We start from the raw sequence: 25803 nt of genomic DNA, 5'->3' as shown, positions 1-25803 counted from the left end.
ACCATGACCGATATTGCCATTGTTGCTGCAGTACGCACCCCGGTCGGCAGCTTTCGCGGCGCCTTCGCCCCTCTTTCCGCCGTCGACCTCGGCGCCGCGGTGGTACGCAGCCTGCTTGAACGCGGCCCGTTGCCCGCCGCGGCGGTGGACGAACTGATTTTCGGCCAGGTGCTCACCGCCGGCTGCGGGCAGAACCCGGCGCGCCAGACCGCGCTGCGGGCCGGCCTGCCGGTGGACACCCCGGCGGTGACCGTCAATCTGGTGTGCGGCTCCGGGCTGAAAGCGGTTCAGCAGGCGATGCAGGCGATCCGCTGCGGCGACGCCGAGATCGTCATCGCCGGCGGCCAGGAGAGCATGAGCAATGCCCCCTATCTGATGCACGGCGCCCGCGACGGCCTGCGTTTCGGCCACGCCAGCCTGCAGGACAGCATGATTCTGGACGGCCTGTGGGACGCCTTTAACGACTACCACATGGGCATTACCGCCGAGAATCTGGCTGATGCCTTCGACATCAGCCGTGAGCGCCAGGATGCCTTTGCCGCCGGGTCCCAGCGCAAAGCGGCGGCCGCCATCGCCGCCGGACGCTTTCGCGAGGAGATCGTCCCGGTCAGCGTCCCGCAGGGCAAAAAGCCGCCGCGTGTCGTGACTGACGACGAGCAACCGCGCCCGGAGACCAGCGAGCAGCAGCTGGCCCAGCTGCGCCCGGCGTTTCGTCCCGCTGACGGCAGCGTCACTGCCGGAAACGCCTCGTCGCTGAACGACGGCGCCGCGGCGGTCCTGCTGATGCGCGTCGATAAAGCGCACGAGCTCGGGCTACCGGTGCTGGCGCGCATTGTCAGCTCAGCGGTCGCCGGGGTCGACCCATCGGTGATGGGCATCGGCCCGGTGAGCGCCTGCCGTAAAGCGCTGCAGCGCGCCGGCTGGACGCTGGACGAGGTGGATCTTATCGAAGCTAACGAGGCTTTTGCCGTCCAGGCGCTGGCCGTCGGTCAGCTGCTTGAGTGGGATAGCGAGAAGGTCAACGTCAACGGCGGCGCCATCGCCCTTGGCCATCCCATCGGCGCCTCCGGCTGCCGGATCCTCGTCAGCCTGGTGCATGAGATGCAGCGCCGGGGCGCCAGCAAAGGGCTGGCAACCCTGTGCGTCGGCGGCGGCCAGGGCATCGCCATGACTCTACAACGTTAACAGGAGCCACTATGTTTACACCACGCCTGGCGGTACTCGGCGCGGGACTGATGGGCGTCGGCATCGCCTGCCATTTCGCCCGTCACGGTCACGTCGTCCGCCTGTATGACACCGATCCGCAGCGTCTCGCCGAGGTTCCGGCGGTGGCCAGCGCCATCCTGCGCGAGCTGGAGGCGAGCGGCCAGCAGGATCCCGCCGACCGCGACGCTGTGCTGGCCCGTCTGACCCCCACCCCGGCGCTGAATACCCTGGCCGACACCACGCTGCTGATAGAAGCGATCCCCGAGCGGCTGGCACTGAAGCACGCCCTGTATGCCGAACTGGAAACGCTGATCGCCGACGAGGCGATTATCGCCAGCAACACCAGCGGCCTGCCGCCGGACTCGCTGGCGCAGGGCATGCGCCACCCTGAACGGCTGCTGATCGCCCACTTCTGGCATCCGCCGCACCTGATCCCGCTGGTGGAAGTGGTGCCCGGGAGCGCCACACTGCCCCATCTGGCTCGCCAGGTGAGCGACTTTTGCGCCGCCTGCGCGCTGGAAGCGGTGGTGCTCAATCGCGCCGCGCCGGGCTTTGTCGGCAACCGGCTGCAGTTCGCCCTGCTGCGCGAAGCGCTGCATATCGTCCACAGCGGCATTGCCTCTGCCGAGGTAGTGGACCAGGTGATGCGCGCCTCGCTGGGCCGCCGCTATGCGATGGTCGGCCCGCTGGAGGCAGCGGACATGACCGGGCTGGCGACGGTCCAGGATATCTGCCAGCACCTGCTGCCGGAGCTGGCCAGCGGGAGCGAGATGATGTCGCTGGTGGCGGAAAAGGTGGCGCGAGGCGACACCGGCGCCCGCAGTGGACAAGGCTTTTACCGCTGGGATGAGGCGCGGCAACAGCGCATCCAGTCGCGCCGGGAACATCAGCTTCGCTACGCTCTGAAGCCCTAGTATCGCGTTCTGTACCCCTACAATAACAATGAGAGTGAGACGTCGTGATGAGTGTGATAATTGCCCTGGCCGCACTGGCGTTACTGATGCTGGCGGCCTACCGTGGATACAGCGTGATCCTCTTTGCGCCGATCGCCGCCCTCGGCGCGGTGCTGGTCACCGACCCGGGCGCGGTCGGCCCGGCCTTTACCGGCCTGTTTATGGAAAAAATGGTCGGCTTTGTGAAGCTCTATTTCCCGGTGTTTCTGCTGGGCGCCGTGTTCGGCAAGCTGATTGAGCTGTCGGGATTCTCGCGGTCGATTGTCGCCGCCGCCATCCGCATCCTCGGACGCCGCCACGCGATCCCGGTGATCGTGCTGGTGTGCGCCCTGCTAACCTACGGCGGGGTGTCGCTGTTTGTGGTGGCTTTTGCCGTCTACCCCTTCGCCGCCGAACTGTTTCGCCAGAGCGGGATCCCCAAACGGCTGATTCCGGCCACCGTCGCCCTCGGGGCATTCTCGTTTACCATGGACGCCCTGCCCGGCACGCCGCAGATCCAGAATATTATCCCCACCAGTTTCTTCGGCACCAACGCCTGGGCGGCCCCCTGGCTGGGGCTTATCGGCTCGCTGTTCATTATCATTTTTGGCTTGCTGTGGCTGGAGCGTCAGCGCCGCAAAGCACAGGCCCGCGGCGAAGGCTATGGGACCGACCTGCAAAATGAGCCGGAGACCCCGGATGACATCGATCTGCCGCATCCGCTGATCGCTATCGCCCCGTTGCTGTTAGTGGGGGTGCTGAATCTGCTGTTTACCCACTGGATCCCGCAGTGGTACGGCGCCAGCCATGAGCTCACCCTGCCGGGTCTGGCGAAGCCTGTCGTCACCGAAGTAGGGAAAATCACCGCTATCTGGGCGGTGCAGGCGGCGCTGCTCTCCGGCATTGTGCTGGTGCTGGTCTGCGGCTATCGCAATATCCGCGGCCGGCTGGCGGAGGGGAGCCGAACGGCGGTGGGCGGGGCTATTCTCGCGGCGATGAACACCGCCTCTGAGTACGGATTCGGCGCGGTTATCGCCGCCCTGCCGGGTTTCCTGGTGCTGTCGAAAGCCCTCGCGGCCATTCCCAATCCGCTGTTAAACGAGGCGATCAGCGTCACGGTGCTGGCCGGGATCACCGGCTCGGCCTCCGGGGGGATGAGCATCGCGCTGGCGGCGATGTCCGAGACCTTTGTCGCCGCCGCCCACGCCGCCAATATTCCGCTCGAGGTCCTGCACCGCGTCGCCGCCATGGCCAGCGGCGGCATGGACACCCTGCCGCATAACGGGGCGGTGATCACTCTGCTGGCGATCACCGGCCTGAGCCATCGCCAGGCCTACGGCGGTATTTTCGCCATCACGGTGATCAAAAGCCTCGCGGTACTGTTTGTCATTGCCACGTTCTATGTGACCGGCATTGTCTGATACCCGATTGAAGGAGTAATAAAATGAATTTGCACGGTAAAACGGCGCTGGTCACCGGCTCCACCAGCGGGATCGGTTTAGGGATCGCCAAAGTGCTGGCTCAGGCGGGCGCGCAGGTGATCCTCAATGGCTTCGGCGACAGCAGCCACGCCCGCGCTGAAGTCGCCGCGCTGGGCAAGATCCCCGGCTATCACGACGCCGACCTGCGCGACGTCGGGCAGATCGAGGCGATGATGCACTATGCCGAAAGCACCTTCGGTAGCGTCGATATCGTGATCAATAACGCCGGCATCCAGCACGTCGCCCCGGTGGAGCAGTTCCCGGTGGACAAATGGAACGACATCATCGCGATCAATCTCTCCAGCGTCTTCCACACCACCCGCCTGGCGCTGCCGGGCATGCGCCAGCGCAACTGGGGGCGCATCATCAACATAGCCTCAGTGCATGGCCTGGTGGCGTCGAAAGAGAAATCGGCCTACGTCGCCGCCAAGCACGCGGTGGTCGGCCTGACCAAAACCGTGGCCCTGGAAACCGCGCGCAGCGGCATCACCTGCAACGCCATCTGCCCGGGCTGGGTGCTAACCCCGCTGGTGCAACAGCAGATCGATAAGCGCATCGCCGAGGGGGTCGACCCGGAGCAGGCCAGCGCCCAGCTGCTGGCGGAAAAACAGCCCTCCGGGGAGTTTGTCACCCCGCACCAGCTGGGCGAAATGGCGCTGTTTCTGTGCAGCGACGCCGCTGCCCAGGTGCGCGGCGCCGCATGGAATATGGATGGCGGCTGGGTGGCGCAGTAAGCCGCTGGCGCCGCGAAGATCAGAACATCGCCAGAAAGCGTTTCACTGTGCGTGAGCGCTCGAAGCGCCGCCAGGCGATGGCGATATCGGTCTTCAGCGGCGCCCCGCTGAGCGGGTGATAGCTGACGTTCGGCTGCTGAATGCAGGTCATCGACTGCGGGACCAGCGCGAAGCCGAACCCGGCATTGACCATGCTTAGCGACGACGAAATCTGCGACGACTGCCAGGCACGCTCCATGTCGATCCCGGCGCGCAGGCAGCTGTTGTACACCAGCTCATACAGCCCGGGGGCCACCTCCCGCGGGAAGAGGATCGGCGCCACGTCGCACAGCTGCTCCAGGGCCAGGGTCGGCTGCGTCGCCAGCGGGTTATCGCGCGGCAGCGCGATGACCATCGGCTCCTCATCAATAATCCGCAGATTAAAGGCTTTACTGCTCTCGCACGGCAGACGGACGAAGGCGATATCCAGCTCGGCCTCGCTCAGGGCGGTCATCAGATTGGCCATATTGTCTTCCATCTGGTGCAGGGTCACCCCGGGGTGGTCGAGCTGAAAGCGGTGCAGCAACGTGAAGATTTGCGGATGGAAAGCATCAGAACTGGTAATGCCTAGCGACAGGCTGCCGTTCATCCCGCGCGCAATGCCCTTGGCCTTCTCCAGCGCCGCATCGCTCATGGCGAGGATCTGGCGGGCATCCTCATAGAACGACTCTCCCGCTTCCGTCAGCTCCACCCCGCGGGTTAAACGCCGAAACAGCGGGGTCCCCACCTCGCGCTCAAGTCGCTGAATTTGCTGACTTAACGGAGGTTGTGAAATACCCAGTTCCTTGGCGGCCTGGGTGAAGTGCCGCGTCCTGGCGACGGCGACAAAATAACGAAGATAACGAAGTTCCATATCGAAAACGTCTCAAACCAGCATGGTTTCTATATTGGAACTGTGAGCTGAATCGGGTCAACATTTATTTAACCTTTCTTATATTTGTTGAACGAGGAAGTGGTATATGAATCACTCTGCTGAATGCACCTGCGAAGAGAGTCTGTGCGAAACCCTACGGGCGTTTTCCGCGCAGCATCCCGAAAGCGTGCTCTATCAGACATCGCTCATGAGCGCCCTGCTGAGCGGGGTTTACGAAGGCAGCACCACCATCGCGGACCTGCTGAAACATGGCGATTTCGGCCTCGGCACCTTTAATGAGCTGGACGGGGAGCTGATCGCCTTCAGCAGCCAGGTCTATCAGCTGCGCGCCGACGGCAGCGCGCGCAAAGCCCAGCCGGAGCAGAAAACGCCGTTCGCGGTGATGACCTGGTTCCAGCCGCAGTACCGGAAAACTTTCGACCATCCGGTGAGCCGCCAGCAACTGCACGACGTTATTGACCAGCAAATTCCCTCTGACAACCTGTTCTGCGCCCTGCGCATCGACGGCCATTTCCGCCATGCCCATACCCGCACCGTGCCGCGCCAGACGCCACCGTACCGGGCGATGACCGACGTCCTCGACGATCAGCCGGTGTTCCGCTTTAACCAGCGCGAAGGGGTGCTGGTCGGCTTCCGTACCCCGCAGCATATGCAGGGGATCAATGTCGCCGGGTATCACGAGCACTTTATTACCGATGACCGCAAAGGCGGCGGTCACCTGCTGGATTACCAGCTCGATCACGGGGTGCTGACCTTCGGCGAAATTCACAAGCTGATGATCGACCTGCCCGCCGACAGCGCGTTCCTGCAGGCCAATCTGCATCCCGATAATCTCGATGCCGCCATCCGTTCCGTAGAAAGTTAAGGGGTTCACATGGACAAACAGTATCCGGTACGCCAGTGGGCGCACGGCGCCGATCTCGTCGTCAGCCAGCTGGAAGCGCAAGGCGTACGTCAGATCTTCGGTATCCCCGGCGCCAAAATCGACAAGGTGTTCGACTCACTGCTGGATTCCTCGATTCGCATTATTCCGGTACGCCACGAAGCCAACGCCGCGTTTATGGCCGCCGCGGTCGGACGCATTACCGGCAAAGCGGGCGTGGCGCTGGTCACCTCCGGTCCGGGTTGTTCCAACCTGATCACCGGCATGGCCACCGCGAACAGCGAAGGCGACCCGGTGGTGGCCCTGGGCGGCGCGGTGAAACGCGCCGATAAGGCGAAGCAGGTCCATCAGAGTATGGATACGGTGGCGATGTTCAGCCCGGTCACCAAATACGCCGTCGAGGTGACGGCGCCGGATGCGCTGGCGGAAGTGGTCTCCAACGCCTTCCGTGCCGCCGAGCAGGGCCGCCCGGGCAGCGCGTTCGTCAGCCTGCCGCAGGATGTGGTCGATGGCCCGGTCAGCGGTAAAGTACTGCCGGCCAGCCGGGCTCCGCAGATGGGCGCCGCGCCGGATGACGCCATCGACAAGGTGGCGAAGCTTATCGCTCAGGCGAAGAACCCGATCTTCCTGCTCGGCCTGATGGCCAGCCAGCCGGAAAACAGCGCGGCGCTGCGCCGTTTGCTGGAGGCTAGCCATATTCCGGTCACCAGCACCTATCAGGCCGCCGGGGCGGTGAATCAGGATAACTTCTCTCGCTTCGCCGGTCGGGTCGGGCTGTTTAACAACCAGGCCGGGGACCGTCTGCTGCAGCTCGCCGACCTGGTGATCTGCATCGGCTACAGCCCGGTGGAATATGAACCGGCGATGTGGAACAGCGGCAACGCGACGCTGGTGCATATCGACGTGCTGCCCGCTTATGAAGAGCGCAACTACACCCCGGATGTCGAGCTGGTGGGCGATATCGCCGGCACCCTCAACAAGCTGGCGCAAAATATCGATCACCGGCTGGTGCTCTCCCCGCAGGCGGCGGAGATCCTCCGCGACCGCCAGCACCAGCGCGAGCTGCTGGACCGCCGCGGCGCGCAGCTGAATCAGTTTGCCCTGCATCCGCTGCGCATCGTTCGCGCCATGCAGGATATCGTCAACAGCGACGTCACGCTGACCGTGGACATGGGCAGCTTCCATATCTGGATCGCCCGCTACCTGTACAGCTTCCGCGCCCGCCAGGTGATGATCTCCAACGGCCAGCAGACCATGGGCGTCGCCCTGCCCTGGGCCATCGGCGCCTGGCTGGTCAATCCTGAGCGCAAAGTGGTCTCCGTCTCTGGCGACGGCGGCTTCCTGCAGTCGAGCATGGAGCTGGAGACCGCCGTCCGCCTGAAAGCCAACGTGCTGCATCTCATCTGGGTCGATAACGGCTACAACATGGTGGCTATTCAGGAAGAGAAAAAATATCAGCGCCTGTCCGGCGTCGAGTTCGGGCCGATGGATTTTAAAGCCTATGCCGAATCCTTCGGCGCCAAAGGGTTCGCCGTGGAAAGCGCCGAGGCGCTGGAACCGACGCTGCGCGCGGCGATGGACGTCGACGGCCCGGCGGTGGTGGCCATCCCGGTGGATTATCGCGATAACCCGCTGCTGATGGGTCAGCTGCATCTGAGTCAGATTCTGTAAGTCATCACAATAAGGAAAGGAAAATGAAAAAAGTCGCACTTGTTACCGGCGCCGGCCAGGGGATTGGTAAAGCTATCGCCCTTCGTCTGGTGAAGGATGGATTTGCCGTGGCCATTGCCGATTATAACGACGCCACCGCCAAAGCGGTCGCCTCGGAAATCAACCAGGCCGGCGGACACGCCGTGGCGGTGAAAGTGGATGTTTCTGACCGCGACCAGGTATTTGCCGCCGTTGAACAGGCACGCAAAACGCTGGGCGGCTTCGACGTCATCGTCAATAACGCCGGTGTGGCGCCGTCCACGCCGATCGAGTCCATTACCCCGGAGATTGTCGACAAAGTCTACAACATCAACGTCAAAGGGGTGATCTGGGGCATTCAGGCGGCGGTCGAGGCCTTTAAGAAAGAGGGGCACGGCGGGAAAATCATCAACGCCTGTTCCCAGGCCGGCCACGTCGGCAACCCGGAGCTGGCGGTGTATAGCTCCAGTAAATTCGCGGTACGCGGCTTAACCCAGACCGCCGCTCGCGACCTCGCGCCGCTGGGCATCACGGTCAACGGCTACTGCCCGGGGATTGTCAAAACGCCAATGTGGGCCGAAATTGACCGCCAGGTGTCCGAAGCCGCCGGTAAACCGCTGGGCTACGGTACCGCCGAGTTCGCCAAACGCATCACTCTCGGTCGTCTGTCCGAGCCGGAAGATGTCGCCGCCTGCGTCTCCTATCTTGCCAGCCCGGATTCTGATTACATGACCGGTCAGTCGTTGCTGATCGACGGCGGGATGGTATTTAACTAATAAAAAATAAGCTCTGACATGGCTTGCCCCTGCTTTCGCGCAGGGGCTTTTTTTTGGTTTGAGTGTAAGTGTAAGCATCCCGGGGAAACGAAGCATCAATACTTGAGGGCTTCTGGCACGACGTGGGCTATGGCAGGCTGAGATTGCTTTTCCAGCTCACGCACCCGAGGGATCACTTCCCTTCCGAAGAACTCGACTTCCTCCTGGAAATGCAGGAATGCCAGCAGCAGCAGATTGACGCCTGACTGTTTGAGCGCAATGATGCGCTCTGCAATCTGCTGCGGCGTGCCAATCAGGTTGGTTTTAAAGCCGTCGTTGTATTGCACCAAATCTTCAAAGCTGGATTTGGCCCAGTTGCCCTCGCCCTCCGGCGATGCGCTGCCGGCGTTTTTCACTTCGTGCTGGAACCCTTTCACCGCGTCCGGATTGGCGTTATCAATAATTTCCCGCAGCACCGCCTGCGCCTCTTTTTCGCTTTCACGCGCAATAACGAAGCCGTTAACCCCGATCTTCACCTGATGCTGGTTTTGTGCCGCCTTACGCTGGATGTCATCCACCTGTGCTTTGATGCCTTCAGGCGTGTTGCCGTTGGTGAAATACCAGTCGGAAACGCGCGCGGCCATGTCCCGCGCGGCACGCGAACTACCACCCTGGAAAATTTCCGGCAGCGGCGCCAGCGGCTTGGGCTTGAGGGAATAATCACGAAAGCGATAGAAATCGCCGGCAAAGGTAAAGCTGTCTTCGCGCCAGATGCCCTGCAGGCAACGGATAAATTCTTCTGAACGCAGGTAACGCTCTTCATGGTCCAGCCAGGGTTCGCCGATAGCTTTAAACTCACCACGGAACCAGCCGCTGACGATATTGACCGCGATGCGCGGGCCGTACAGATGACTGATAGTGGCGATTTGTTTTGCCGCCAGAGTGGGGTTCCAGGGGCCGGGAAGCAAGGCGGCGATCACTTTCAGATTTTCAGTTGATGCGAGTAGCGCCTGCGAAAAAGAGACCGACTCATGTTGGTTGTCAGCACCATAGCCGGCCGTAAAACGGATCTGCGTAAGCGCATAGTCAAAACCGGCACGTTCAGCAATTTGCGCCAGCTTACGGTTGTAGTCGATATCCCAACTGGTACGCTGCGGGATATTACTGATCACTAACCCGCCCGACACGTTCGGCACCCAATAGGCGAACTGCAGCGGATGATTACCTGGCTCTGAAATGGACATAGGGCACTCCCGTCATTGATGAATTTATCTGTCCGCCTTACAACACGTTGCAGGCGAGTTGCTGTAGCCGCGAATTACCATCTTTCTATATAACGTTTTTTGATTTTAAAAAATAAAAAGACAGCATTTGGTTATAAAGGTGTTTGCAGAATGCATGCCAAAACAGGAGGCGGAATAATTTCTTTAAAATCAGACGATTATAAAAAGGAAAGGAACTTATCTGCTGCATTTGCAACATGCCTGGTTACGCACATGTTGCAAATGCAACTTATACAACTTGCCGGAAGATAAATTTATCCTGACATTAATTTGGATAACAGCAGGTCTGATTACGGATGCTGTCGTTTCTGTCAAGCATGAAATAAGCAACTACGACGGCAGTTTCATTAACCCCGCAGTGGTTTCGTCGGCTGAGACCAGCTAAAGTCGAAAGGTCAAAAATACAGCCTTAACGTACAATATTTTTTGATATCCAAACTGCCCCCTTAACGGTACGTCTGTCTTCGACGGACTTCAGAACGGCAATGATCTGGTGTTCGATGAATCGGGCTTTACGCATGGTGATCTCCTCAGAGGACATAATCAGTATGTCGGAAGATCTCTAAACGTGAATGGTTCGTTTTACCGGGAAACCCTGCCAGTCATATAACATAAGTAATTAACAAGAAAAAATCAGATATCCTTGCCAGGTGGGCAGGACCGGCCAATGATTTCAGCCAGGAAATCCATCACCACGACAGCAGAGTGATCGCGCTTAATTTCAGGGTAGGCAACCAGCCAAATGTTCCTCACGGGCGAAGGCAGATTTTCCGGCAGCCTTACCAGTTCGCTGTCATTATCACCCATAAAGCAGGGTAAAGTAACGATGCCCAATCCTTTCCGGGCTGCCTGTTGCTGCGCCATCAGATCGCTTGCCCGAAAGATAACTCGTCGCCCGTTCAGCAGTGATTCCAGCCATTGCTGCTGCGTGACATGTGCAAGCGTGCTGTCATAAGCAATAAATACCCAATCTTCTTGCGGAATTTCTTGCCAGAACTGAGAAGCATAAAGACCAAAGCGCATGGTACCTATACGCCTTGTCATCAGGTCTGGATCGTCAGGCCTTTCCAGGCGAACCGCAATGTCAGCCTCACTTTTATTCAGAAGAACATGGTGCGAAACGCCGGATAATGACAACGTGATACCCGGATGTTTCCGGGTGAATCCTGCTATAGCAGGCGCAATGAGGTGTGCTGCAACGGCAGGTGACGCGCTGATATTTATAGGCACGGCCGGTTCGGCACACAATGACCTCGCCTGGATTCGAATACGGTCTGCAATACGGTACATTTCGTCAGCGCCGGAGGCGATAATCCGCCCATGCCCGGTAAGCGTGGTACGGCGTGGCAAACGCTCTGTGAGCCTCAGGCCCAGAGAACTTTCAAGGGCCGCAATCCGGCGGCCCACAGTGGCATGGTCTACGCCAAGTTCCCTGGCTGCGGCCGACAGGGAACCACACCGGGCAAGGGCGAAAAAAAAATGTAAATCCTGCCAGTCCATATCTCACCTCGTGTGCATTTTTACACATGTATGGTGCTTTTATACCTGTATTCTTCCTGTAATAAACTCATTTATAGTTTTCTCACTTTATAAGTGAGGAAAAAATAATGTCGTTAGCAATGATTATTAGCCAGCCGGGTGGACCTGAGGTTCTTAAAGCGGTGGAAAGAGAGCTAGTCAGTCCCGGTCCCGATGAAGTCAGTATCAGACACGAAATAATCGGCGTGAATTTTGTTGACATCTATTTTCGCTCAGGGCTCTACCCTCAGCCCTATCCCCAGGCGGTTCCTGGTTTTGAAGGGGCCGGAGTCGTCACAGCAACGGGCAGTAACGTCAGGTCCTTTGCAGCAGGAGACCGCGTTGCCTATACGGGAAATCCGATGGGCGCTTATGCTGAATGTCGCAATATACCTGCCAGCCGCCTTATCAGGATCCCGGATGGTGTGGACACTCGTACAGCCGGTAGTACGATGCTTCGGGGCCTTACCGCGCATATGTTACTCAACAAAGTAAGGGAAGTCAGGGCTGGCGACTGGATACTGGTTCATTCTGCTGCCGGAGGGCTGGGGCAGATAGTGACCCGCTGGGCAACGATGAAAGGTGCCAGGGTTATCGGTACAACGGGTTCACCGGAAAAAGTAGCAACGGCCCGCCTTGCTGGTGCGAGTGAAGTTTTGCTCCATACCGACGCTGCATGGCCGGACAAAGTCCGCGACATCACCGAAGGGTATGGCGTACATCTGGCCATCGACGGTATAGGAGGAACAATGCTCTCCAGAACGCTCGGCGTGGTCCGCCCTTTTGGCACTGTCGCCAGTCTTGGACAGCCTGCCGGCCCCATACCTCCCGTGCGGGTGGAAGAACTGGGATTTGCCCGATCTATAGCACTAATGCGACCAAGTTCACTCGCCTATTCAGATGATGCTGCGCTATACAGGAAAGGGGCTTCTGACCTTATGTCAGCGCTGTCGGCAGGACTTGAAAATCACATTGGCGCTGAATTTATCCTTACCGACGCAGCAGAAGCACACCGGGTTCTGGAGGCGGGTCATACAACAGGAAGCGTCATTCTCACGGTTCAGGCTTAAGACTCGGACGTGAATGAAACAAGAGACGCAGGCATCTTTAAAGAAATGCCGTATCAGTGACGTGACGACCAGGCTGGATTTATATCCCTTAAGGACAATCGTTCCCCGCTTGTCGTCTCCTTCAGGTACTGCCAGGGAGATATGCAAGAAATTAGATAAAAGGGGTGAGTCTGCTAAATTACTAACGTTCATACAATGTCCGCTCCCGGCACTTAGGCATTGCTTAATGCACGACGTAAACGATCGCCATGTTAAACGGCTATTTCTGACAAAGCGCGGCCCCTCTGAAGCGCCGTGAGGTCCGCTCTGAACGAAGAGCGGATCTTTAGTGCAAAAGAACAGCAAGGCCCGCCTTTGTGATTAATACTGCCTTATCTACAACTGCTGAGTTACCCAGCTACCATTTTCAGCGAAAAATACCGTCGCATCGGCTCCATTTACCAGGGATATTTGAGGAGGTATGTGGCCAATATCAACATCATAGAGTACGGGCACGGCAATATTCTCTAAAGCGGCTTTAAGGGCATCCAGATAATTATGTTTAGTCGGGTCGCTTACGTCGGGTGCAGCACTTCTGCCGATAAGAACACCATTTAAGTTATCAAACCAACCCTGTAATCGTAAGCTAAATAATGCGCGTGTTAATTCACAGGGAGCCATCTCCACATTTTCAAAATAGAGGATTATTCCTTGAGGGCTATTGCTCGCCTTGAACAAGGGCACATTCCCGAATGGTGTACCTGCTAACCTGGATATTATTTCGAGGCAGCCGCCGATCAGTTTCCCGCTAAATGTCAGAGAAGATGTAACACCATCAAGGCGTTTCCACTGTGTTTTTTGGGTCAGATTGAAACCTCCGTCTGACGCTGTTCCCCATTGATTTTCATCCGCTTGAAATGCTGTTGAAGAGTACTGTTTGATTACAGTTCCCCGATTCGATTCCAGAATTTCCCATACGGCCTGAGTGGTGGCATCTAACTTTTGAGCGCCAAGATCCATGAGGTTCGGCCCATGCAAAGTAGCCCAGCCCGATATCGTCGTCAGTGGGAAATGAAGTGTACTAAGATCTGAAAAGCCCACAAACCATTTTGGTTTAGACCGGGACAACAGATCAAAATCAATCAAATCAAGTAATTCCATCGCCAGATCACCGCCCCAAGGTGGCATAACAGCTTTTATATCTGGGTCAGTAAGATAAGACATTAATTCTTCAACGCGAGAAAATTTAGTGGCGCTTTTATTTTTGTGCTGCGAGCGTAAGCAGCGCCCTTCGCGGACCTGGTAACCTCTTTCCTTTAGGTTTTTTATGGCGAGTTCCAGTCTGGGATGCAGATGTTCAGGTACGCCAGAAGATGGAGCGGTTACACCAATAACATCTCCTGGAACCAGCCTGGGTGGAAAGAGGACACTCATGGATAAATCCTTTTCAGAACATATAGAATTCCATAATCCATAATTAAAGCCAGGATGTAAAATTAACAGGCGAACACTCCGCTTGTTTTTTCTATGAGCCTTTAAAAGGTCTGCTCATGGCACCCAAGGGACTTTACCGGCGTAGATGATGCGTCAGGCAACTAATCCTCAAAAGTGCTTACTGCTTATTCGCGGGACCGCCGGCTGATTTGGGTTGGATCATGACGACTACTCTTTTAGCTATTCCCGGTTTCCCCTTTTCAAAGCGCCATTTACTCATCATTTTCTCGATGATTTTATGTTCAAACTCCGGAGTCGTTGTCGATTCCAGTATCTTAACATTCTGAACTCTGCCATCTGAATCAACATCATACTGAATCCGCAGAGCATTCGGCAGGAGGTTTCCGTTCTTATCATGAGTGGTAATTGCTGCATTTGCAGAGGAAATGCTGCCTGAAGGTGTGCTGGCGCTGGCCGGTATACCGGCGCAGAGTGCCAGGAACAATGGCAGAATCAGGGTGAATAGTCTGATAGCTTGCATAAATCGTCCGAATTCCAAAATTAACCATGAATCTTCACGTTACCAACGGCGCGAGTGACAGGCTACCAGATGAAATGATCAGTGAATACCGCGTCTTCAGCGGCAATCCCTTTGACCTCCTTACCAGGCGCTTCGTACCACACCCATTCCCGGGGTCGTTTCGCTATCAGGACTAGTGGGAGCTGAGCGAGTGTATCAATGATTCCTTTGCCAGCTGTCAGCTACGCTGTCCGGCTCGTCAGGGAACATGACCGAGCTAACCCCCTTAAGTGATGAGAGACGACCATGGAGTTCGTCCGTAAAGGTAAAATGCGTCGTGCCCGGATTATCAGAGATACACACTGATACAGACAGGTGCCGGGTAACGGCCTCGAAGCGTGAGAAGACTTCGTCGTCACGGAGTGACTGGTAGCTGACCGCCGGGAGTAACAGGACATTCGCGCCAGCTGCCTGGGCATCATCAGCCAGATGTAGAATGGCGTCGATACGGACCGATCCCACACAGACCATAACCGGGATGTCCCCGGCATGCTGTTTTGCCAGAGTGGCTACGCGCTTGCGCTGCTCCCGGGTCAGATAGGCGTAGCGTGCGGTTGACCCCAGGATGCCCATAGAATCAACCCGAGCATCTGTACGGCGGGAAAGCATATGGCTGAACCCCTTTTCATCCACGCCGCTGGCGGCTATTGGGGTTAATGGAAACGCCGATAACCGCTAAACATACCTGTTTCTCCTGAAGGATATTACTGCTGTTGTTCTTCGATGAGAGCAACGTCAAACCACAGGCCGGGCATCATTTTTTCCAGGCCGTCGGTCAGCATCTTCCCGGCTTCGTGCAGTTTTTCCAGCGGCATCTGCGGCAGGCTTTCCAGAATGAACCACATTTGCTGAGCGTCCACGCCCAGACGGGTTCTGATCCCCTGTCGCCAGTTCCAGCGGCGGCAGGTCACGCCGGTGTCATCACACCAGATAACCTCTCCTTGTGAAGGATATTCAACGGCCGTTTCACCCTCTTTGACGGTATCAAAAGGCTCTGTTCCGTTTGCCACAGCCAGACGTGGTGAACCCTGATAGGCAGAGATATTCTCCCCACCAACCGGTACGGCGTAGCGGAGACTCACGGCGTTATAAAGATCAACGATGGGATCGAGCGCGGGCATCGTTCCGTCACGTAATACGCGCTTACGTAACGCATCAGCTGAGCAAGGGGTGCGTTTAGGTTTAGCACCAAACTTTTGAAAAACGTCGGCCCAGGCTGCCAGATGAGATCCCGCCCATTCCGGTTCGCCGGCCAGAACGGCTTCACAGGCTTCCCGCAGCGCGATTTCTCCAGCGTCGGGATGAAGCACTGGCGCAGCTTTTACGCAGATACTGAGTGCCCGAAAACCTGGGGCAATACGATAAATTTCAGGGGCAATTGACGGAGAGACGGTTAACACGTGATAATCCTTTAATGACTAATTTATTCTATGATAATGACCGATGACCAAAAAAGTCAATTTAATGACCGATGCAAATGCTATCGTCAACACGGTGAATGAAGCCGTATCTCAGCGAATTAAACAGTATCGTAAGCAAAAGAAAATCTCCCTCGATGAACTCTCCCGTCGAGCCGGCGTCAGCAAGGGAGCGCTGGTTGAGATAGAAGGATGCCGGGCCAATCCCAGCATTGCTCTGTTATGCCGCCTGGCTACCGCGATGGGGGTTTCGGTGGCTGATTTTGTGGATGTCAGTTCCAAACCGACTGTGCATCTCATTGCTGAAGATGAGATCCCAGAATTGTGGGAAGGTGAAAAAGGCGGGAGAGCAAGACTGCTCGCAGGGTCGGGTGGGCCTGATATGACCGAGCTCTGGATGTGGGAAATGCAGCCGGGGGAAAAGTTTGCTTCACCGGGCCATACGGAAGGAACGCTTGAACTGTTTTATGTTCAGTCGGGCACGCTCACATTGGGGGTAAAGGACCATTTGTATCGGGTAAAAACCGGCTGTTCGGCAACGGCCAGAACGGACGTTCCTCATTTCTACGAAAACCAGGGGGAGAGCCCGCTGGTATTTATCATGACAGTACATGAGAAAGCATCCTGAGTGGTTGCCCGGTATGCCTGTAGGGCTTGTCTCATCAAAGCAAGTTTGCAAGGAGTCGTTTAGTGGATAATCAGCATCTGCGTTTTACCCAAGGCCAGTTTACTGTCACAACCGATCCCGCCTTTTTTCAGCTGGAAGCCATTCACGATTACCTCTCGCAATCGTCCTGGGCGCCTGGCATTGATGCTGAAACGGTCAGAATATCAATCCAGAACAGCCTTTGTTTTGCGCTTCTGGATGGAACAAGACAAATCGGCTTCGCCCGTCTGGTCACCGACTATGCCACTTTTGGTTATTTGTGCGACGTCTACGTGCTGAACGAGTATCAGAAAAGTGGTCTTGGTCGTTGGCTGATTGAATGCTGTCACGCCCATCCCGTGATGTCACGCCTGCGACGGATAATGCTGGTAACCTCTAGCGCGCCCTGGCTCTACCAGAAGCTGGGGTATAACCCATTGAACCAACCAGATTTTGTCTGGCAAATCAATCGACCCGATATTTATCGTCAACCCGGGCAAAAGTAAGACTATTTTTTGAGAGTAATGATAAATGTTAATCCGTAGGGCCCGTCCCTCTGATGCAGAAGAGCTTGCCATTTTAGCCGAACGCACCTTTAGAAAAACGTTTGAGGCGGGTAATACTCAGAAGGATATGGAGCTTCACTGCCAGGCAAGTTATTCAACAGATACTCAGTTGCAAGAAATCCTCAGAGAAGACTGGATTACATTAGTCTGCGAATACGAAAGCAAACTGATAGGGTATGCCCAACTGAGGTGGGAAGCATTTCCTCCCTGTGTAAATAGCATTCACGCCGGGGAAATCCTGTGTCTGTATATCGATGAACCTTATCATGGCAAAGGTTTTGCACAAGCGCTGATACACAAGTGCTTTGCTGAATTTGCGGCACAGGGATCGGATATTGTCTGGTTAGGTGTCTGGGAACATAACCCAAGGGCAATCTCTTTTTACCGTAAGCTTGGGTTTACCGAGGTGGGTGAACATATCTTCCAGGTTGGGACAGATCCCCAGAGAGATATCATTATGAAACGCTCAACGGGTGTTAGCTGAACAAACATTACGACGTCCGCTCTGGCACACAGCAGGCGTGATCGACACCAGGAGACGTAACGCGCTAGCGGCTAAGCGTAGCGCCGACTCGGAAAATCCCGGATGGCGGCGCGTGGCGCCTTATCCGGGCTACGCGGTTGTGCCACTCTTGTGCCGTTATTTTGCCGGGTGGCGGCTGCGCCTGACCCGGCCTACAAAAACAGGGCCGCCCGTACTCTTCTGGTGGCATGCCCCTGGCCCGCGCCTGCGCAGCGCCGCCGGGCTGTTACTGCGCCTGCTGCTGCGCTTGCGCCAGCTGGCGGACGATCGCCTCGCGCCGCGCATCCCCTTCCGGCAGCCGGGCCAGTAACGCCTGCAGGGCTGCCACGGCTTCGGGGTAATCTTCATTACGCACCGCGCTCAGGGCCAGCATCTCCAGCACCGGCAGGCTGTTCGGCTGCCGCTGATGCAGGTCACGCAGCAGCAACTCGCCCATCCGAACCTGACCGCTATCTCCCGCCCGCACCAGCGCGCTGGCGTAATCGAAAACCGCCGCCGGGTCATCCGCCGCCAGATCATGCGCCCGGCCAAAGGCGCCGATCGCCGTCTCGCCATCGTTCAACAACAGGCCAAGACGCCCAAGCAGCTGCCAGCCGGCGAGGTCGTTCGGGGTATCCTGCAGATGGCTGCGCAGCCCGAGCCGCAGCTCCGCCAGCTCATCCATACGCAGCGGTGCCGCCGTCGGGTCCTTAACCTGCTGCAACAACGCAGGATAATGCCGTTCAGCCTGCTGCCAGAGCAGCACCTGGCCAATATCGCTGGTTTTCAGATACAGGCCCAGACTCAGGACCACCAGCAGCAGCGCGCCCGGAAGCAGCGCCCAGCGGCTTAGTGGCCGTTCGTCAGGCTTTGCCTGGGGCGGAATATCCGTCAGCAGCGTGCGCTGCAGCTCGACGACCAGCGCCGGGTTGTCCTCGCCACGCTCCTGCGCCAGCTCCTGCAGACGCGACTGGTACAGAGCGCGGTTGAGGGTATCGCGGTCCACCGCCCCTTTGCCCGGCCACGGGTAATAAAGCAGCCCCAGCGCGCCAGCCAGCAGCAGCGCGACGATAACCACCAACAGGCTCATCGTTCTTTTCCTTCTTTCAATAATGCCGCCAGACGCTGGCGCTCTTCGGCGCTGAGCGCCGCGTCAGGAATGTCGCGACGACGCGCGCGGGCGATAATCACCCCCGCGCCCGCCAGCACGAACAGCCCCGGCCCCAGCCACAGCAGCACCGTGCCCGCGGTCAGGGGCGGCTCGTAGCTGACAAAATGACCGTAGCGGGCCACCATATAGTCAACGATCTGCCCTTTCGTTTTCCCCTGCTGCATCAGCTCGTACACCTTCTGCCGCATATCAGCGGCAATCATCGCGTTTGAGTCGGCGATGCTGTTGTTCTGGCATTTCGGGCAGCGCAGCTGGGAGGTGATCTCGCGGAAGGCCTGCTCCTGGGCCTCATCCTTAAACTGCCAGGTGTCGATGGCGGCCCACGCCTGGCCGGTCAGCATCAGCGCCAGCAGGATGACCATTGCACATCTCATCAGCCCGCCCTCCGGTTGTATTGATCCCACAGCGGCTGGAGCTCCTCGCGCCACACCCGTTCGTTCAGGTCGCCGGCGTGCCGCCAGCGGATGATGCCCTGACCGTCGATGAGAAACGTCTCCGGCGCGCCATAGACCCCGAGATCCAGGCCAAGCATGCCGTTGCCATCGTACAGGCTCAGCATGTACGGGTTCCCCAGGCGCTGCAGCCAGCTCATCGCCTTCTGCCGATCGTCTTTGTAGTTCATCCCCACCACCCGCACGCCCTGCTGCGCCAGGCCGTTGAGAAACTGATGCTCGGCGCGACAGGTTGGACACCAGGTGGCCCAGACGTTAAGCAGCAGCGGCTTGCCGTCAATCAGCGTGCGCCGGTCCAGCGTCTGGCCGGGGGTATTCAGCGCTTCAAGGCGAAATTCCGGCAGCGGTTTGCCAATCAGCGCCGACTCGAGGGTCGTCGGGTCATCGCCATCGGCGTTGCGCATCAGTTGCCAGAACAGCGCAGCGGCCAGTGCCAGAAACAGCACCAGCGGGATAAACAGTAGCTTCCGGTTCATGAGGCCTCCTGCAGCTTCTTACGCATCCGGTAGCGCGGGTCGAGCATGCAGCACAGACCGCCGAGGGCCATCAGTACCCCGCCGTACCAGATCCAGCGAACGAACGGTTTATAGTACAGACGCACCGCCCAGCTGCCGTCGCTCAACTCTTCCCCCAGCGCGGCGTACAGATCGCGGGTCAGCCCGCCGCTGATCGCCGCCTCGGTCATCATCATCCGGCTGGCGGTGTAAAAGCGCTTCTCGGCATACAGCGTCGCTTCCGGGCGGCCGTTGCGGGTCACGGCAATAATGCCTTCGCCGCCGGTCCAGTTGGGGCCGACGATATTGCGCACGCCATTAAACACAAAGTGATAGCGGTGGATATCGATACTGTCGCCGGGGCGCATCCGTACATCGCGTTCCACGCTGTAGTTCTGGCTGAAGGTGATGCCGATAACGGTCACCGCCACGCCGACGTGACCGAGCACCATCCCCCACTGGCTGCGGGTCAGGGTGCGCAGGCCGCGCCAGAAGCCGTGGCGATGGGTGGCCCGTTCGTGAACCTCCATCAGGGCGAAGATCAGCACCCACAGGGCCATCATCAGGCCGATGACCGCCATGGCGGTGATACGGTCCTGCAGCAGCCACGGCAGCGCCAGAGAAAGTGACAACGTCACCACCAGGGCAATAATCAGGCGTTTAATCTGCCTGGCGACGTCATCGCGCCGCCAGCGGATCAGCGGTCCCAGCCCCAGCAGCAGCGCAAAAGGCGCCATCAGGGCGGTGAACATGGTATTGAAGAACGGCTCGCCAATGGAGATGCTGCCGAGGCCCAGCTCTTTATGCACCAGCGGCAGCAGCGTTCCGAGGAGCACCACCAGCATCGCGGCCATCAGCAAGATATTGTTGCCAAGCAGGAACGACTCGCGCGACCACAGCGTATGTTCCACCCGCGCCCGCACCCGGCCGCCCTTCAGGGCGTACAGCAGCAGCGATCCGCCGATGGCGACAATCAGCAGTACCAGAATAAACAGCCCGCGCGACGGATCCGAGGCGAAGGCATGCACTGAGACCAGCACCCCGGAGCGCACCAGGAAGGTGCCCAGAAGACACAGGGAGAAGGCGGCGATGGCCAGCAGCACCGTCCAGGCGCGGAAGCTGCCGCGCTTCTCGGTTACCGCCAGGGAGTGCAGCAGCGCGGTTCCCACCAGCCACGGCATAAACGAGGCGTTTTCCACCGGATCCCAGAACCACCAGCCGCCCCAGCCCAGTTCGTAGTAGGCCCACGCCGAGCCCAGCACGATGCCGAGGGTGAGGAACATCCATGCCGCCTGGGTCCAGGGACGCGACCAGCGCGCCCAGGCAGTATCCAGCCGCCCCGCCAGCAGCGAGGCGATGGCGAAGGCGAAAGCCACCGAGAAGCCGACGTAACCCATATAGAGGATCGGCGGATGGAAAATCATGCCGATATCCTGCAGCAGCGGATTGAGGTCGCGGCCATCAATGGGGTACTGCGGCAGGCCGCGGCTGAACGGGTTGGAGGTAAAGAGGATAAACAGCAGGAACCCAAAGGCGATCATCCCCATCACCGCCAGCACCCGGGCGACGGCGTCGAGCGGCATTCGGCGGCTGAAGATGGCGACGGCGAAGGTCCAGACGCTGAGCAGCAGGACCCACAGCAGCAGCGAGCCCTCGTGCGCCCCCCAGGTCGCCGCCACCCGATACCACACCGGCAGCGCGCTGTTGGAGTTTTCCGCCACGTAGCGGACGGTAAAGTCATTGACCACAAAGGCGTGCACCAGCAGCAGGAAGGCGACGCCGATACAGGCGAACAGCCCGCAGGCCAGCGGCCGGGCCAGGGCCATCAGCCGCCGATCCTGCCGCGCCGCGCCCCACAGGGGATAGATGCTCAGGAGCAGCGCCAACCCCGCCGCCAGACACAGTAAAAAGTTGCCCAGCTCCGGCATCATGGCTGCGCCCTCGTTTTCTCCGGCGTCATGGCGTTTTTCACCTCCGGCGGCGTGTAATTTTCATCATGTTTGGCCAGCACCTGCTGGGCGGTAATATGCCGCTCGCCGTCCAGTACGCCCTGGGCCACCACGCCCTGACCCTCACGGAACAGGTCCGGCAGAATGCCCTTATAGCTGACGTCCACGACCCCGCGGGCGTCATACAGCTTAAAGCGCACGTCGAGGGTTTGCGGGTCGCGCTGCAGGGAGCCCGGCTGAACGTAGCCCCCCACCCGCAGCCGCTGCCCGGTATGGGGCAGCGCCCGGGTTTCCGTTTTGCCGTAGATAATTTCCCCCGGGGTGTAGAACAGATCGATATTGCTGCTAAGGGCGTACAGCGTCAGGCTGACGGTCAGCCCGAGGCCGGCGAGCACCGCCAGCACGATATACAGCCGGGTTTTACGACGCGCTTGCATCAGCGGCCTCCTTGTCGTGTTCGCGGGCGGCAGCGATCCGCCGCTCGCGCGCCTGCTGGCGTCGTACCTCATGGAACAGCGCCCGCCGCGCCCACAGGGTATGCACCGTCAGCAGGCCAAAGGCGGCGACCGCCACGGCCACCGCCAGCCAGACGTACACGGCATAGCCGCCCATATTCAGGAAGGCGGCGAAAGACGAAAAGGCGGGGCTCATCGGGCAGCTCCTTTATTCACCAGCGCCACCACCCACGGTCGACGGCGCTCCAGCTGCAGGATCAGGTTACGCAGGCGCATCAGGGTCAGCGTGACCGACAGCATGAGGAAGGCAAAGATGCAGATCCGCAGCGGCAGACGCATGCTTGGGTCGATGGTTTGCTGCAGGTTGGTCGAGCCCTGGTGCAGGGTGTTCCACCAGTAGACCGAGTAATGAATGATGGGCAGATTGACCACCCCGACCAGGACGAGGATCCCGGCCGCGCGCCCGGCCAGCCGCCGGTCGTCAAAGGCGTGCCACAGGGCGATGACTCCGGCGTAAAGAAACAGCAGCACCAGCTCTGAGGTCAGGCGGGCGTCCCAGATCCACCAGGTTCCCCACATCGGCTTACCCCATGCCGCGCCGCTGACCAGTGCCACCAGGGTGCAGACCGCCCCCACCGGCGCCAGGGCGGCGATCGCCAGGTCGGCCATTTTGATCTGCCAGACCACCCCGACGAAGGCCGCGACGGCCATCGCCAGGTACAGCCCCATCGACCACATCGCCGCCGGGACGTGAAGGTACATGATCCGATAGCTTTCCCCCTGCTGATAGTCCGCGGGGGCGAAGCCAAAGCCCCACCCCAGGCCGATGACCAGCAACAGCGCGCTCAACGCCGCCAGCCAGGGGATCCAGCATCCGCACAGACGGTACAGCCGCTCGGGGATCGCCAGTTGATGTAACGCTTTCCACATAGACGCTTACTCACACGGTTATGATGGCCGCGCCCGCAGGCGCAGCGAATTATTGCACGGTCAGCCGCAGCGCGGCGGCGGTGGCGAACGGGCACAGGGTGGCGCTGGCGGTTAAGAACGCCGCCAGCATCGCCAGATAGCCGCTGACCGGGAGCCCGGCCGCTGCCGCCTGGCAGGCCGCGGTGGCGAAAATCAGCAGCGGCACCGCCAGCGGCAGCACCAGCAGGCTCAGCAGGACGCCGCCGCGCTTCAGGCCGACCGTCAGGCCAACCCCCACCGCGCCGAGAAAACTGAGCGTCGGGGTGCCGAGCAGCAAGGTCAGCGCCAGCACGCCGGCATCGTGCAGACTCATCCCCAGCAGCAGCGCCGCCAGCGGCGAGACGATCAGCAGCGGCAGGCCGCTCATCATCCAGTGGGCAACCACCTTCACCAGCACAACCGCCACCAGCGGCGTCGGCAGGAGCATCAGTTGCTCCAGGGAACCGTCCTGCCAGTCGTCGCGAAACAACCGATCCATCACCAGCAGCGCCGCCAGCAGCGCGGCGACCCACACCACGCCCGGCGCAATCTGCGCCAGCAGCTGTGGCGCGGCGCCGACGCCGAACGGAAACAGGGTGATGACGATCAGAAAGAACCAGAGCGGATTGAGGATCTCCGCCCCGCTGCGCCACGCCAGGCGCAGTTCCCGGGCCAACAGCGCTCGCATCATTGCCCGCCTCCCGCGTCGCCGCCGAGGCGCAGGGTGCGCAACGGACAGCGCAGCGGCCGCAGCGGCTGATGAGTCGTGAGGATCGCACTTCCCCCCTGCCGGGCGTGCTGCTCCAGGCGGCGGGTCAGGGTTTCCATCGCCGTGGCGTCGAGCGCGGTGAACGGCTCATCGAGGATCCACAGCGGCGCGTCGGTTAACCACAGGCGGGTCAGCGCCACCCGCCGCTGCTGCCCGGCGGAGAGCTGGCTCAAGGGGAGGTCTTCATAGCCCGCCAGGCCGACGGCGGCGAGGGCGCTTTCCCGCTGCTGAAGGCGGCTGGATGGAAAGAAGAAACGCAGGTTTTCATCGGCGGTCAGCGCCGCGTTGACGCCGGGTTTATGGCCCAGCCACAGCAACTGACGATGAAATGACTCCCGGACCTTCGCCAGCGGCTGCCCCTGCCAGCTCACCACCCCGCTTTCCGGGCGCGCCAGGCCGCAAAGGATCCGCAGCAGCGAGGTTTTCCCCGCGCCGTTATCACCGGCGACCTGCAGCAGCTCGCCGGCAGCGAGGGACAGCGTCAGCGCCGCAAATAGCGGTCGATCGTCAACGATGCAGGTCAGTCGCTCTGCATGCAGCATGAAGGCAAACTCCTTGATTCAGACAGTATTTTACGTCGTGGCTAAGTATGGGTTGCGCCGCGCGGGCGACGCAACCCTGACGATTACTGTCCGGCCCCCGGCAGCTTCGAGATATCGGCGTTGCCTAACGCCTTCTCATCTTGCGCTGCGGTCTCCTTACGCACCTTCGCCACATCGCTGGCGCTGACCGCCGGCGCATTGTTGCCCCAACTGGTGCGGATGAAGTTGACCACATCCGCCACCTGCTGGTCGTCCAGACGCCAGCCGAACGACGGCATGGTCAGGTTGGAGACCGCATCTTTCACCGCCGGCGTGGTGCTCCCGGTCAGAACGATATGGATAAGCGAAGTGGCATCTTCGGTCTGTACCACCGGGTTGCCCTTCAGCGACGGGAAGGCGCGTTTATAGCCCGCGCCGTCGGTGCGGTGGCAGGCGGCGCAGTTATCAACGTACAGCGCGGCGCCGATTTTACTGTCGTTACCCTTCCACAGATCTTTCGCCACGCTGTCTTCCACCGGGGCTGGGGTCTGTTTGCCGCCGCGCGGCGGGAGCGACTTCAGATAGCGGGCGATGGCGGTGATGTCGTCATCAGAAAGATACTGCAGACTGTGCTCCACCACATCGCTCATGCCGCCGAAGACCACCGATTTATCGTTGCGTCCGGTTTTCAGGAACTCGGCCAGCTCAGCCTCGCTCCAGGTCCCCAGACCGTCGCGGTTTTCGCCGCGCAGGCTGGAGGCGACCCAGCCGTCAATCGGCGCATTGCTGCCCGCCAGGTAATCATCGCCTTCGCTTTCGCTGAGCGCTTTTTCCTGCATCGTCAGACTGCGCGGGGTATGGCAGGCACCGCAGTGGCCCAGGCCTTCCACCAGATAGCGGCCGCGCTCCAGCACCGGGTCAACCTGCGGGTTGGCGACAAAGTCGCTCGGCGTCGGGGCGAAGATGCCGCGCCAGAACGCCAGCGGCCAGCGCATCGACAGCGGCCACGGGATGTCGGTGTCCTTGTTGGCGGCATTCACCGGTTCCACGCCATGCATAAAGTAGGCGTACATGGCGCGCATGTCCGCTTCACTGATCCGCGCGAACGAGGGATACGGCATCGCCGGATAGAGCGTGGAACCGTCTTTCCGCACGCCCTTGCGCACCGCGTCGTCGAACTCTTCGAAGGTGTACCCGCCGATGCCGTGTTCTTTATCCGGCGTGATATTGGTGGAGTAGATGGTGCCGATCGGCGTCTCCATCGGCAAACCGCCGGCGAAAGGTTTCCCCGCTTTGCCGTTGGTGTGGCAGGCGACACAGTCCCCCGCCCGCGCCAGATACTCCCCCTGCTTAATCAGATTGCTGTCCGCAGGCGCCTCTTCGGCAAAAGCCGCGCAGCTCAATGCCCCAAGCACCAGGGCCGATAACCATTGCATTTTCATCATCTGCCTTCCT

Annotated in this window: 27 protein-coding genes and 1 pseudogene; 11 read left to right on the top strand and 17 right to left on the bottom strand. The window is 59.5% G+C overall.

The annotated features are described in order from the left end of the window. Positions 1 to 3 precede the first annotated feature (3 nt). The 4 genes from AC3EMD_RS11065 to AC3EMD_RS11050 are packed head-to-tail and all read left to right on the top strand — an operon-like array spanning position 4 to position 4353. The gene (locus AC3EMD_RS11065) at positions 4 to 1185 is read left to right on the top strand and encodes an acetyl-CoA C-acetyltransferase (protein WP_032754610.1); all 1182 of its coding nucleotides are present in this window, start codon (positions 4 to 6) and stop codon (positions 1183 to 1185) included. Positions 1186 to 1196: 11 nt separating this feature from the next. After that, complete coding sequence (locus AC3EMD_RS11060) at positions 1197 to 2120, top strand: 3-hydroxyacyl-CoA dehydrogenase family protein (protein WP_047666631.1); 924 nt, start codon at positions 1197 to 1199, stop codon at positions 2118 to 2120. Between the two features lie 44 nt (positions 2121 to 2164). Continuing rightward, positions 2165 to 3559: a GntP family permease gene (locus AC3EMD_RS11055; RefSeq protein WP_008804551.1), complete on the top strand. Its 1395-nt coding sequence runs from the start codon at positions 2165 to 2167 to the stop codon at positions 3557 to 3559. Positions 3560 to 3582: 23 nt separating this feature from the next. Then, positions 3583 to 4353, top strand: a complete 771-nt coding sequence (locus AC3EMD_RS11050; protein ID WP_302074086.1) for a 3-hydroxybutyrate dehydrogenase — start codon at positions 3583 to 3585, stop codon at positions 4351 to 4353. A gap of 19 nt (positions 4354 to 4372) precedes the next feature. Here the strand turns inward: AC3EMD_RS11050 and AC3EMD_RS11045 are convergent, their stop codons facing one another. Continuing rightward, positions 4373 to 5245: a LysR family transcriptional regulator gene (locus tag AC3EMD_RS11045; RefSeq protein WP_008804549.1), complete on the bottom strand. Its 873-nt coding sequence runs from the start codon at positions 5243 to 5245 to the stop codon at positions 4373 to 4375. 106 nt (positions 5246 to 5351) lie between these two features. On the opposite strand from AC3EMD_RS11045, the gene budA reads away from it, so the two are divergent. Genes budA through AC3EMD_RS11030 form a run of 3 tightly spaced genes read left to right on the top strand, consistent with a single transcriptional unit; the run spans position 5352 to position 8614 of the window. Beyond that, positions 5352 to 6131, top strand: a complete 780-nt coding sequence (budA, locus tag AC3EMD_RS11040) for an acetolactate decarboxylase (RefSeq protein ID WP_008804548.1) — start codon at positions 5352 to 5354, stop codon at positions 6129 to 6131. Positions 6132 to 6140: 9 nt separating this feature from the next. Then, on the top strand, positions 6141 to 7820 hold the full coding sequence (gene alsS, locus AC3EMD_RS11035) for an acetolactate synthase AlsS (RefSeq protein ID WP_302074085.1): 1680 nt from the start codon (positions 6141 to 6143) through the stop codon (positions 7818 to 7820). 23 nt (positions 7821 to 7843) lie between these two features. Further along, the gene (locus AC3EMD_RS11030; RefSeq protein ID WP_008804546.1) at positions 7844 to 8614 is read left to right on the top strand and encodes a (S)-acetoin forming diacetyl reductase; all 771 of its coding nucleotides are present in this window, start codon (positions 7844 to 7846) and stop codon (positions 8612 to 8614) included. A gap of 95 nt (positions 8615 to 8709) precedes the next feature. Here the strand turns inward: AC3EMD_RS11030 and sfnG are convergent, their stop codons facing one another. Both sfnG and AC3EMD_RS11020 read right to left on the bottom strand, forming a co-directional pair. Continuing rightward, a complete protein-coding gene (gene sfnG / locus AC3EMD_RS11025) occupies positions 8710 to 9837 on the bottom strand; it encodes a dimethylsulfone monooxygenase SfnG (protein WP_022066442.1) in 1128 nt (375 codons plus the stop codon). A 672-nt stretch (positions 9838 to 10509) separates the two neighbouring features. Continuing rightward, positions 10510 to 11376: a LysR family transcriptional regulator gene (locus tag AC3EMD_RS11020; RefSeq protein ID WP_016161245.1), complete on the bottom strand. Its 867-nt coding sequence runs from the start codon at positions 11374 to 11376 to the stop codon at positions 10510 to 10512. 107 nt (positions 11377 to 11483) lie between these two features. Here AC3EMD_RS11020 and AC3EMD_RS11015 point away from each other — a divergent pair, with 107 nt between their 5' ends. Further along, positions 11484 to 12464, top strand: a complete 981-nt coding sequence (locus AC3EMD_RS11015; protein WP_016161246.1) for a quinone oxidoreductase family protein — start codon at positions 11484 to 11486, stop codon at positions 12462 to 12464. Positions 12465 to 12839: 375 nt separating this feature from the next. On the opposite strand, the gene AC3EMD_RS11010 is transcribed toward AC3EMD_RS11015, so the two are convergent. The 4 genes and pseudogenes from AC3EMD_RS11010 to AC3EMD_RS10995 form a co-directional block, all read right to left on the bottom strand. Then, positions 12840 to 13877: a S66 family peptidase gene (locus tag AC3EMD_RS11010; RefSeq protein ID WP_060619636.1), complete on the bottom strand. Its 1038-nt coding sequence runs from the start codon at positions 13875 to 13877 to the stop codon at positions 12840 to 12842. 178 nt (positions 13878 to 14055) lie between these two features. Continuing rightward, positions 14056 to 14418: a TonB family protein gene (locus tag AC3EMD_RS11005; RefSeq protein WP_038422683.1), complete on the bottom strand. Its 363-nt coding sequence runs from the start codon at positions 14416 to 14418 to the stop codon at positions 14056 to 14058. A gap of 204 nt (positions 14419 to 14622) precedes the next feature. Then, positions 14623 to 15129 (bottom strand): annotated as a pseudogene (locus AC3EMD_RS11000) (dihydrodipicolinate synthase family protein); the annotation flags it as partial. A 32-nt stretch (positions 15130 to 15161) separates the two neighbouring features. Beyond that, positions 15162 to 15857, bottom strand: a complete 696-nt coding sequence (locus AC3EMD_RS10995; RefSeq protein ID WP_012967971.1) for a B3/B4 domain-containing protein — start codon at positions 15855 to 15857, stop codon at positions 15162 to 15164. Between the two features lie 43 nt (positions 15858 to 15900). Here AC3EMD_RS10995 and AC3EMD_RS10990 point away from each other — a divergent pair, with 43 nt between their 5' ends. The 3 genes from AC3EMD_RS10990 to AC3EMD_RS10980 all read left to right on the top strand — a co-directional run bounded on the left by AC3EMD_RS10990 (position 15901) and on the right by AC3EMD_RS10980 (position 17571). Beyond that, positions 15901 to 16503, top strand: coding sequence for a helix-turn-helix domain-containing protein (locus AC3EMD_RS10990; RefSeq protein WP_038422685.1), 603 nt, complete (start codon positions 15901 to 15903; stop codon positions 16501 to 16503). Positions 16504 to 16565: 62 nt separating this feature from the next. Then, complete coding sequence (locus AC3EMD_RS10985; RefSeq protein WP_038422686.1) at positions 16566 to 17027, top strand: GNAT family N-acetyltransferase; 462 nt, start codon at positions 16566 to 16568, stop codon at positions 17025 to 17027. A 25-nt stretch (positions 17028 to 17052) separates the two neighbouring features. Continuing rightward, the gene (locus tag AC3EMD_RS10980; protein WP_023297784.1) at positions 17053 to 17571 is read left to right on the top strand and encodes a GNAT family N-acetyltransferase; all 519 of its coding nucleotides are present in this window, start codon (positions 17053 to 17055) and stop codon (positions 17569 to 17571) included. 265 nt (positions 17572 to 17836) lie between these two features. Here the strand turns inward: AC3EMD_RS10980 and ccmI are convergent, their stop codons facing one another. The 10 genes from ccmI to AC3EMD_RS10930 form a co-directional block, all read right to left on the bottom strand. Next, positions 17837 to 18679 (bottom strand): c-type cytochrome biogenesis protein CcmI, encoded by an 843-nt coding sequence (gene ccmI, locus AC3EMD_RS10975; RefSeq protein WP_302074084.1) that lies wholly within the window; start codon positions 18677 to 18679, stop codon positions 17837 to 17839. Next, positions 18676 to 19122, bottom strand: a complete 447-nt coding sequence (locus tag AC3EMD_RS10970; RefSeq protein WP_014599186.1) for a cytochrome c-type biogenesis protein — start codon at positions 19120 to 19122, stop codon at positions 18676 to 18678. The genes ccmI and AC3EMD_RS10970 overlap by 4 nt, the downstream gene beginning before the upstream one ends. An 11-nt stretch (positions 19123 to 19133) precedes the next feature. Beyond that, positions 19134 to 19688: a DsbE family thiol:disulfide interchange protein gene (locus AC3EMD_RS10965; protein ID WP_008804532.1), complete on the bottom strand. Its 555-nt coding sequence runs from the start codon at positions 19686 to 19688 to the stop codon at positions 19134 to 19136. Beyond that, positions 19685 to 21637, bottom strand: a complete 1953-nt coding sequence (locus AC3EMD_RS10960; RefSeq protein ID WP_048330385.1) for a heme lyase CcmF/NrfE family subunit — start codon at positions 21635 to 21637, stop codon at positions 19685 to 19687. The genes AC3EMD_RS10965 and AC3EMD_RS10960 overlap by 4 nt, the downstream gene beginning before the upstream one ends. Continuing rightward, positions 21634 to 22092 (bottom strand): cytochrome c maturation protein CcmE, encoded by a 459-nt coding sequence (gene ccmE / locus AC3EMD_RS10955; RefSeq protein WP_046882375.1) that lies wholly within the window; start codon positions 22090 to 22092, stop codon positions 21634 to 21636. Before ccmE ends, AC3EMD_RS10960 begins: the two co-directional genes overlap by 4 nt. Further along, complete coding sequence (ccmD, locus tag AC3EMD_RS10950; protein WP_002908220.1) at positions 22076 to 22306, bottom strand: heme exporter protein CcmD; 231 nt, start codon at positions 22304 to 22306, stop codon at positions 22076 to 22078. The genes ccmE and ccmD overlap by 17 nt, the downstream gene beginning before the upstream one ends. Then, positions 22303 to 23040, bottom strand: a complete 738-nt coding sequence (locus AC3EMD_RS10945; RefSeq protein WP_008804529.1) for a heme ABC transporter permease — start codon at positions 23038 to 23040, stop codon at positions 22303 to 22305. The genes ccmD and AC3EMD_RS10945 overlap by 4 nt, the downstream gene beginning before the upstream one ends. 49 nt (positions 23041 to 23089) lie before the next feature. After that, positions 23090 to 23749 (bottom strand): heme exporter protein CcmB, encoded by a 660-nt coding sequence (gene ccmB, locus AC3EMD_RS10940; protein ID WP_012967964.1) that lies wholly within the window; start codon positions 23747 to 23749, stop codon positions 23090 to 23092. Beyond that, positions 23746 to 24369: a cytochrome c biogenesis heme-transporting ATPase CcmA gene (gene ccmA, locus AC3EMD_RS10935; RefSeq protein WP_012541448.1), complete on the bottom strand. Its 624-nt coding sequence runs from the start codon at positions 24367 to 24369 to the stop codon at positions 23746 to 23748. Before ccmA ends, ccmB begins: the two co-directional genes overlap by 4 nt. Positions 24370 to 24452: 83 nt before the next feature. Continuing rightward, entirely contained in the window at positions 24453 to 25793 is a 1341-nt protein-coding gene (locus tag AC3EMD_RS10930; protein WP_302074083.1) for a c-type cytochrome, read from the bottom strand. Between the last annotated feature and the right edge of the window lie 10 nt (positions 25794 to 25803).

The organism is Klebsiella sp. PK18 (genome assembly GCF_057784655.1).
The sequence above is the reverse complement of the archived record's forward strand: the minus strand, read 5'-3'. Positions and strand labels throughout refer to the sequence as shown.

Excerpts from the sequence above, each read along its gene's own strand:
- budA (WP_008804548.1), top strand. The coding sequence starts at position 5,352 with ATGAATCACTCTGCTGAATGCACCTGCGAAGAGAGTCTGTGCGAAACC.
- AC3EMD_RS11030 (WP_008804546.1), top strand. The coding sequence starts at position 7,844 with ATGAAAAAAGTCGCACTTGTTACCGGCGCCGGCCAGGGGATTGGTAAA.
- AC3EMD_RS11020 (WP_016161245.1), bottom strand. The coding sequence starts at position 11,376 with ATGGACTGGCAGGATTTACATTTTTTTTTCGCCCTTGCCCGGTGTGGT.
- AC3EMD_RS10930 (WP_302074083.1), bottom strand. The coding sequence starts at position 25,793 with ATGATGAAAATGCAATGGTTATCGGCCCTGGTGCTTGGGGCATTGAGC.
- AC3EMD_RS11015 (WP_016161246.1), top strand. The coding sequence starts at position 11,484 with ATGTCGTTAGCAATGATTATTAGCCAGCCGGGTGGACCTGAGGTTCTT.
- AC3EMD_RS11045 (WP_008804549.1), bottom strand. The coding sequence starts at position 5,245 with ATGGAACTTCGTTATCTTCGTTATTTTGTCGCCGTCGCCAGGACGCGG.
- ccmA (WP_012541448.1), bottom strand. The coding sequence starts at position 24,369 with ATGCTGCATGCAGAGCGACTGACCTGCATCGTTGACGATCGACCGCTA.
- AC3EMD_RS11065 (WP_032754610.1), top strand. The coding sequence starts at position 4 with ATGACCGATATTGCCATTGTTGCTGCAGTACGCACCCCGGTCGGCAGC.
- AC3EMD_RS11050 (WP_302074086.1), top strand. The coding sequence starts at position 3,583 with ATGAATTTGCACGGTAAAACGGCGCTGGTCACCGGCTCCACCAGCGGG.
- AC3EMD_RS11005 (WP_038422683.1), bottom strand. The coding sequence starts at position 14,418 with ATGCAAGCTATCAGACTATTCACCCTGATTCTGCCATTGTTCCTGGCA.
- alsS (WP_302074085.1), top strand. The coding sequence starts at position 6,141 with ATGGACAAACAGTATCCGGTACGCCAGTGGGCGCACGGCGCCGATCTC.
- sfnG (WP_022066442.1), bottom strand. The coding sequence starts at position 9,837 with ATGTCCATTTCAGAGCCAGGTAATCATCCGCTGCAGTTCGCCTATTGG.
- AC3EMD_RS11010 (WP_060619636.1), bottom strand. The coding sequence starts at position 13,877 with ATGAGTGTCCTCTTTCCACCCAGGCTGGTTCCAGGAGATGTTATTGGT.
- AC3EMD_RS11060 (WP_047666631.1), top strand. The coding sequence starts at position 1,197 with ATGTTTACACCACGCCTGGCGGTACTCGGCGCGGGACTGATGGGCGTC.
- ccmE (WP_046882375.1), bottom strand. The coding sequence starts at position 22,092 with ATGCAAGCGCGTCGTAAAACCCGGCTGTATATCGTGCTGGCGGTGCTC.
- AC3EMD_RS10945 (WP_008804529.1), bottom strand. The coding sequence starts at position 23,040 with ATGTGGAAAGCGTTACATCAACTGGCGATCCCCGAGCGGCTGTACCGT.
- ccmI (WP_302074084.1), bottom strand. The coding sequence starts at position 18,679 with ATGAGCCTGTTGGTGGTTATCGTCGCGCTGCTGCTGGCTGGCGCGCTG.
- AC3EMD_RS10990 (WP_038422685.1), top strand. The coding sequence starts at position 15,901 with ATGACCAAAAAAGTCAATTTAATGACCGATGCAAATGCTATCGTCAAC.
- ccmD (WP_002908220.1), bottom strand. The coding sequence starts at position 22,306 with ATGAGCCCCGCCTTTTCGTCTTTCGCCGCCTTCCTGAATATGGGCGGC.
- ccmB (WP_012967964.1), bottom strand. The coding sequence starts at position 23,749 with ATGATGCGAGCGCTGTTGGCCCGGGAACTGCGCCTGGCGTGGCGCAGC.
- AC3EMD_RS10980 (WP_023297784.1), top strand. The coding sequence starts at position 17,053 with ATGTTAATCCGTAGGGCCCGTCCCTCTGATGCAGAAGAGCTTGCCATT.
- AC3EMD_RS10960 (WP_048330385.1), bottom strand. The coding sequence starts at position 21,637 with ATGATGCCGGAGCTGGGCAACTTTTTACTGTGTCTGGCGGCGGGGTTG.
- AC3EMD_RS10965 (WP_008804532.1), bottom strand. The coding sequence starts at position 19,688 with ATGAACCGGAAGCTACTGTTTATCCCGCTGGTGCTGTTTCTGGCACTG.
- AC3EMD_RS10970 (WP_014599186.1), bottom strand. The coding sequence starts at position 19,122 with ATGGTCATCCTGCTGGCGCTGATGCTGACCGGCCAGGCGTGGGCCGCC.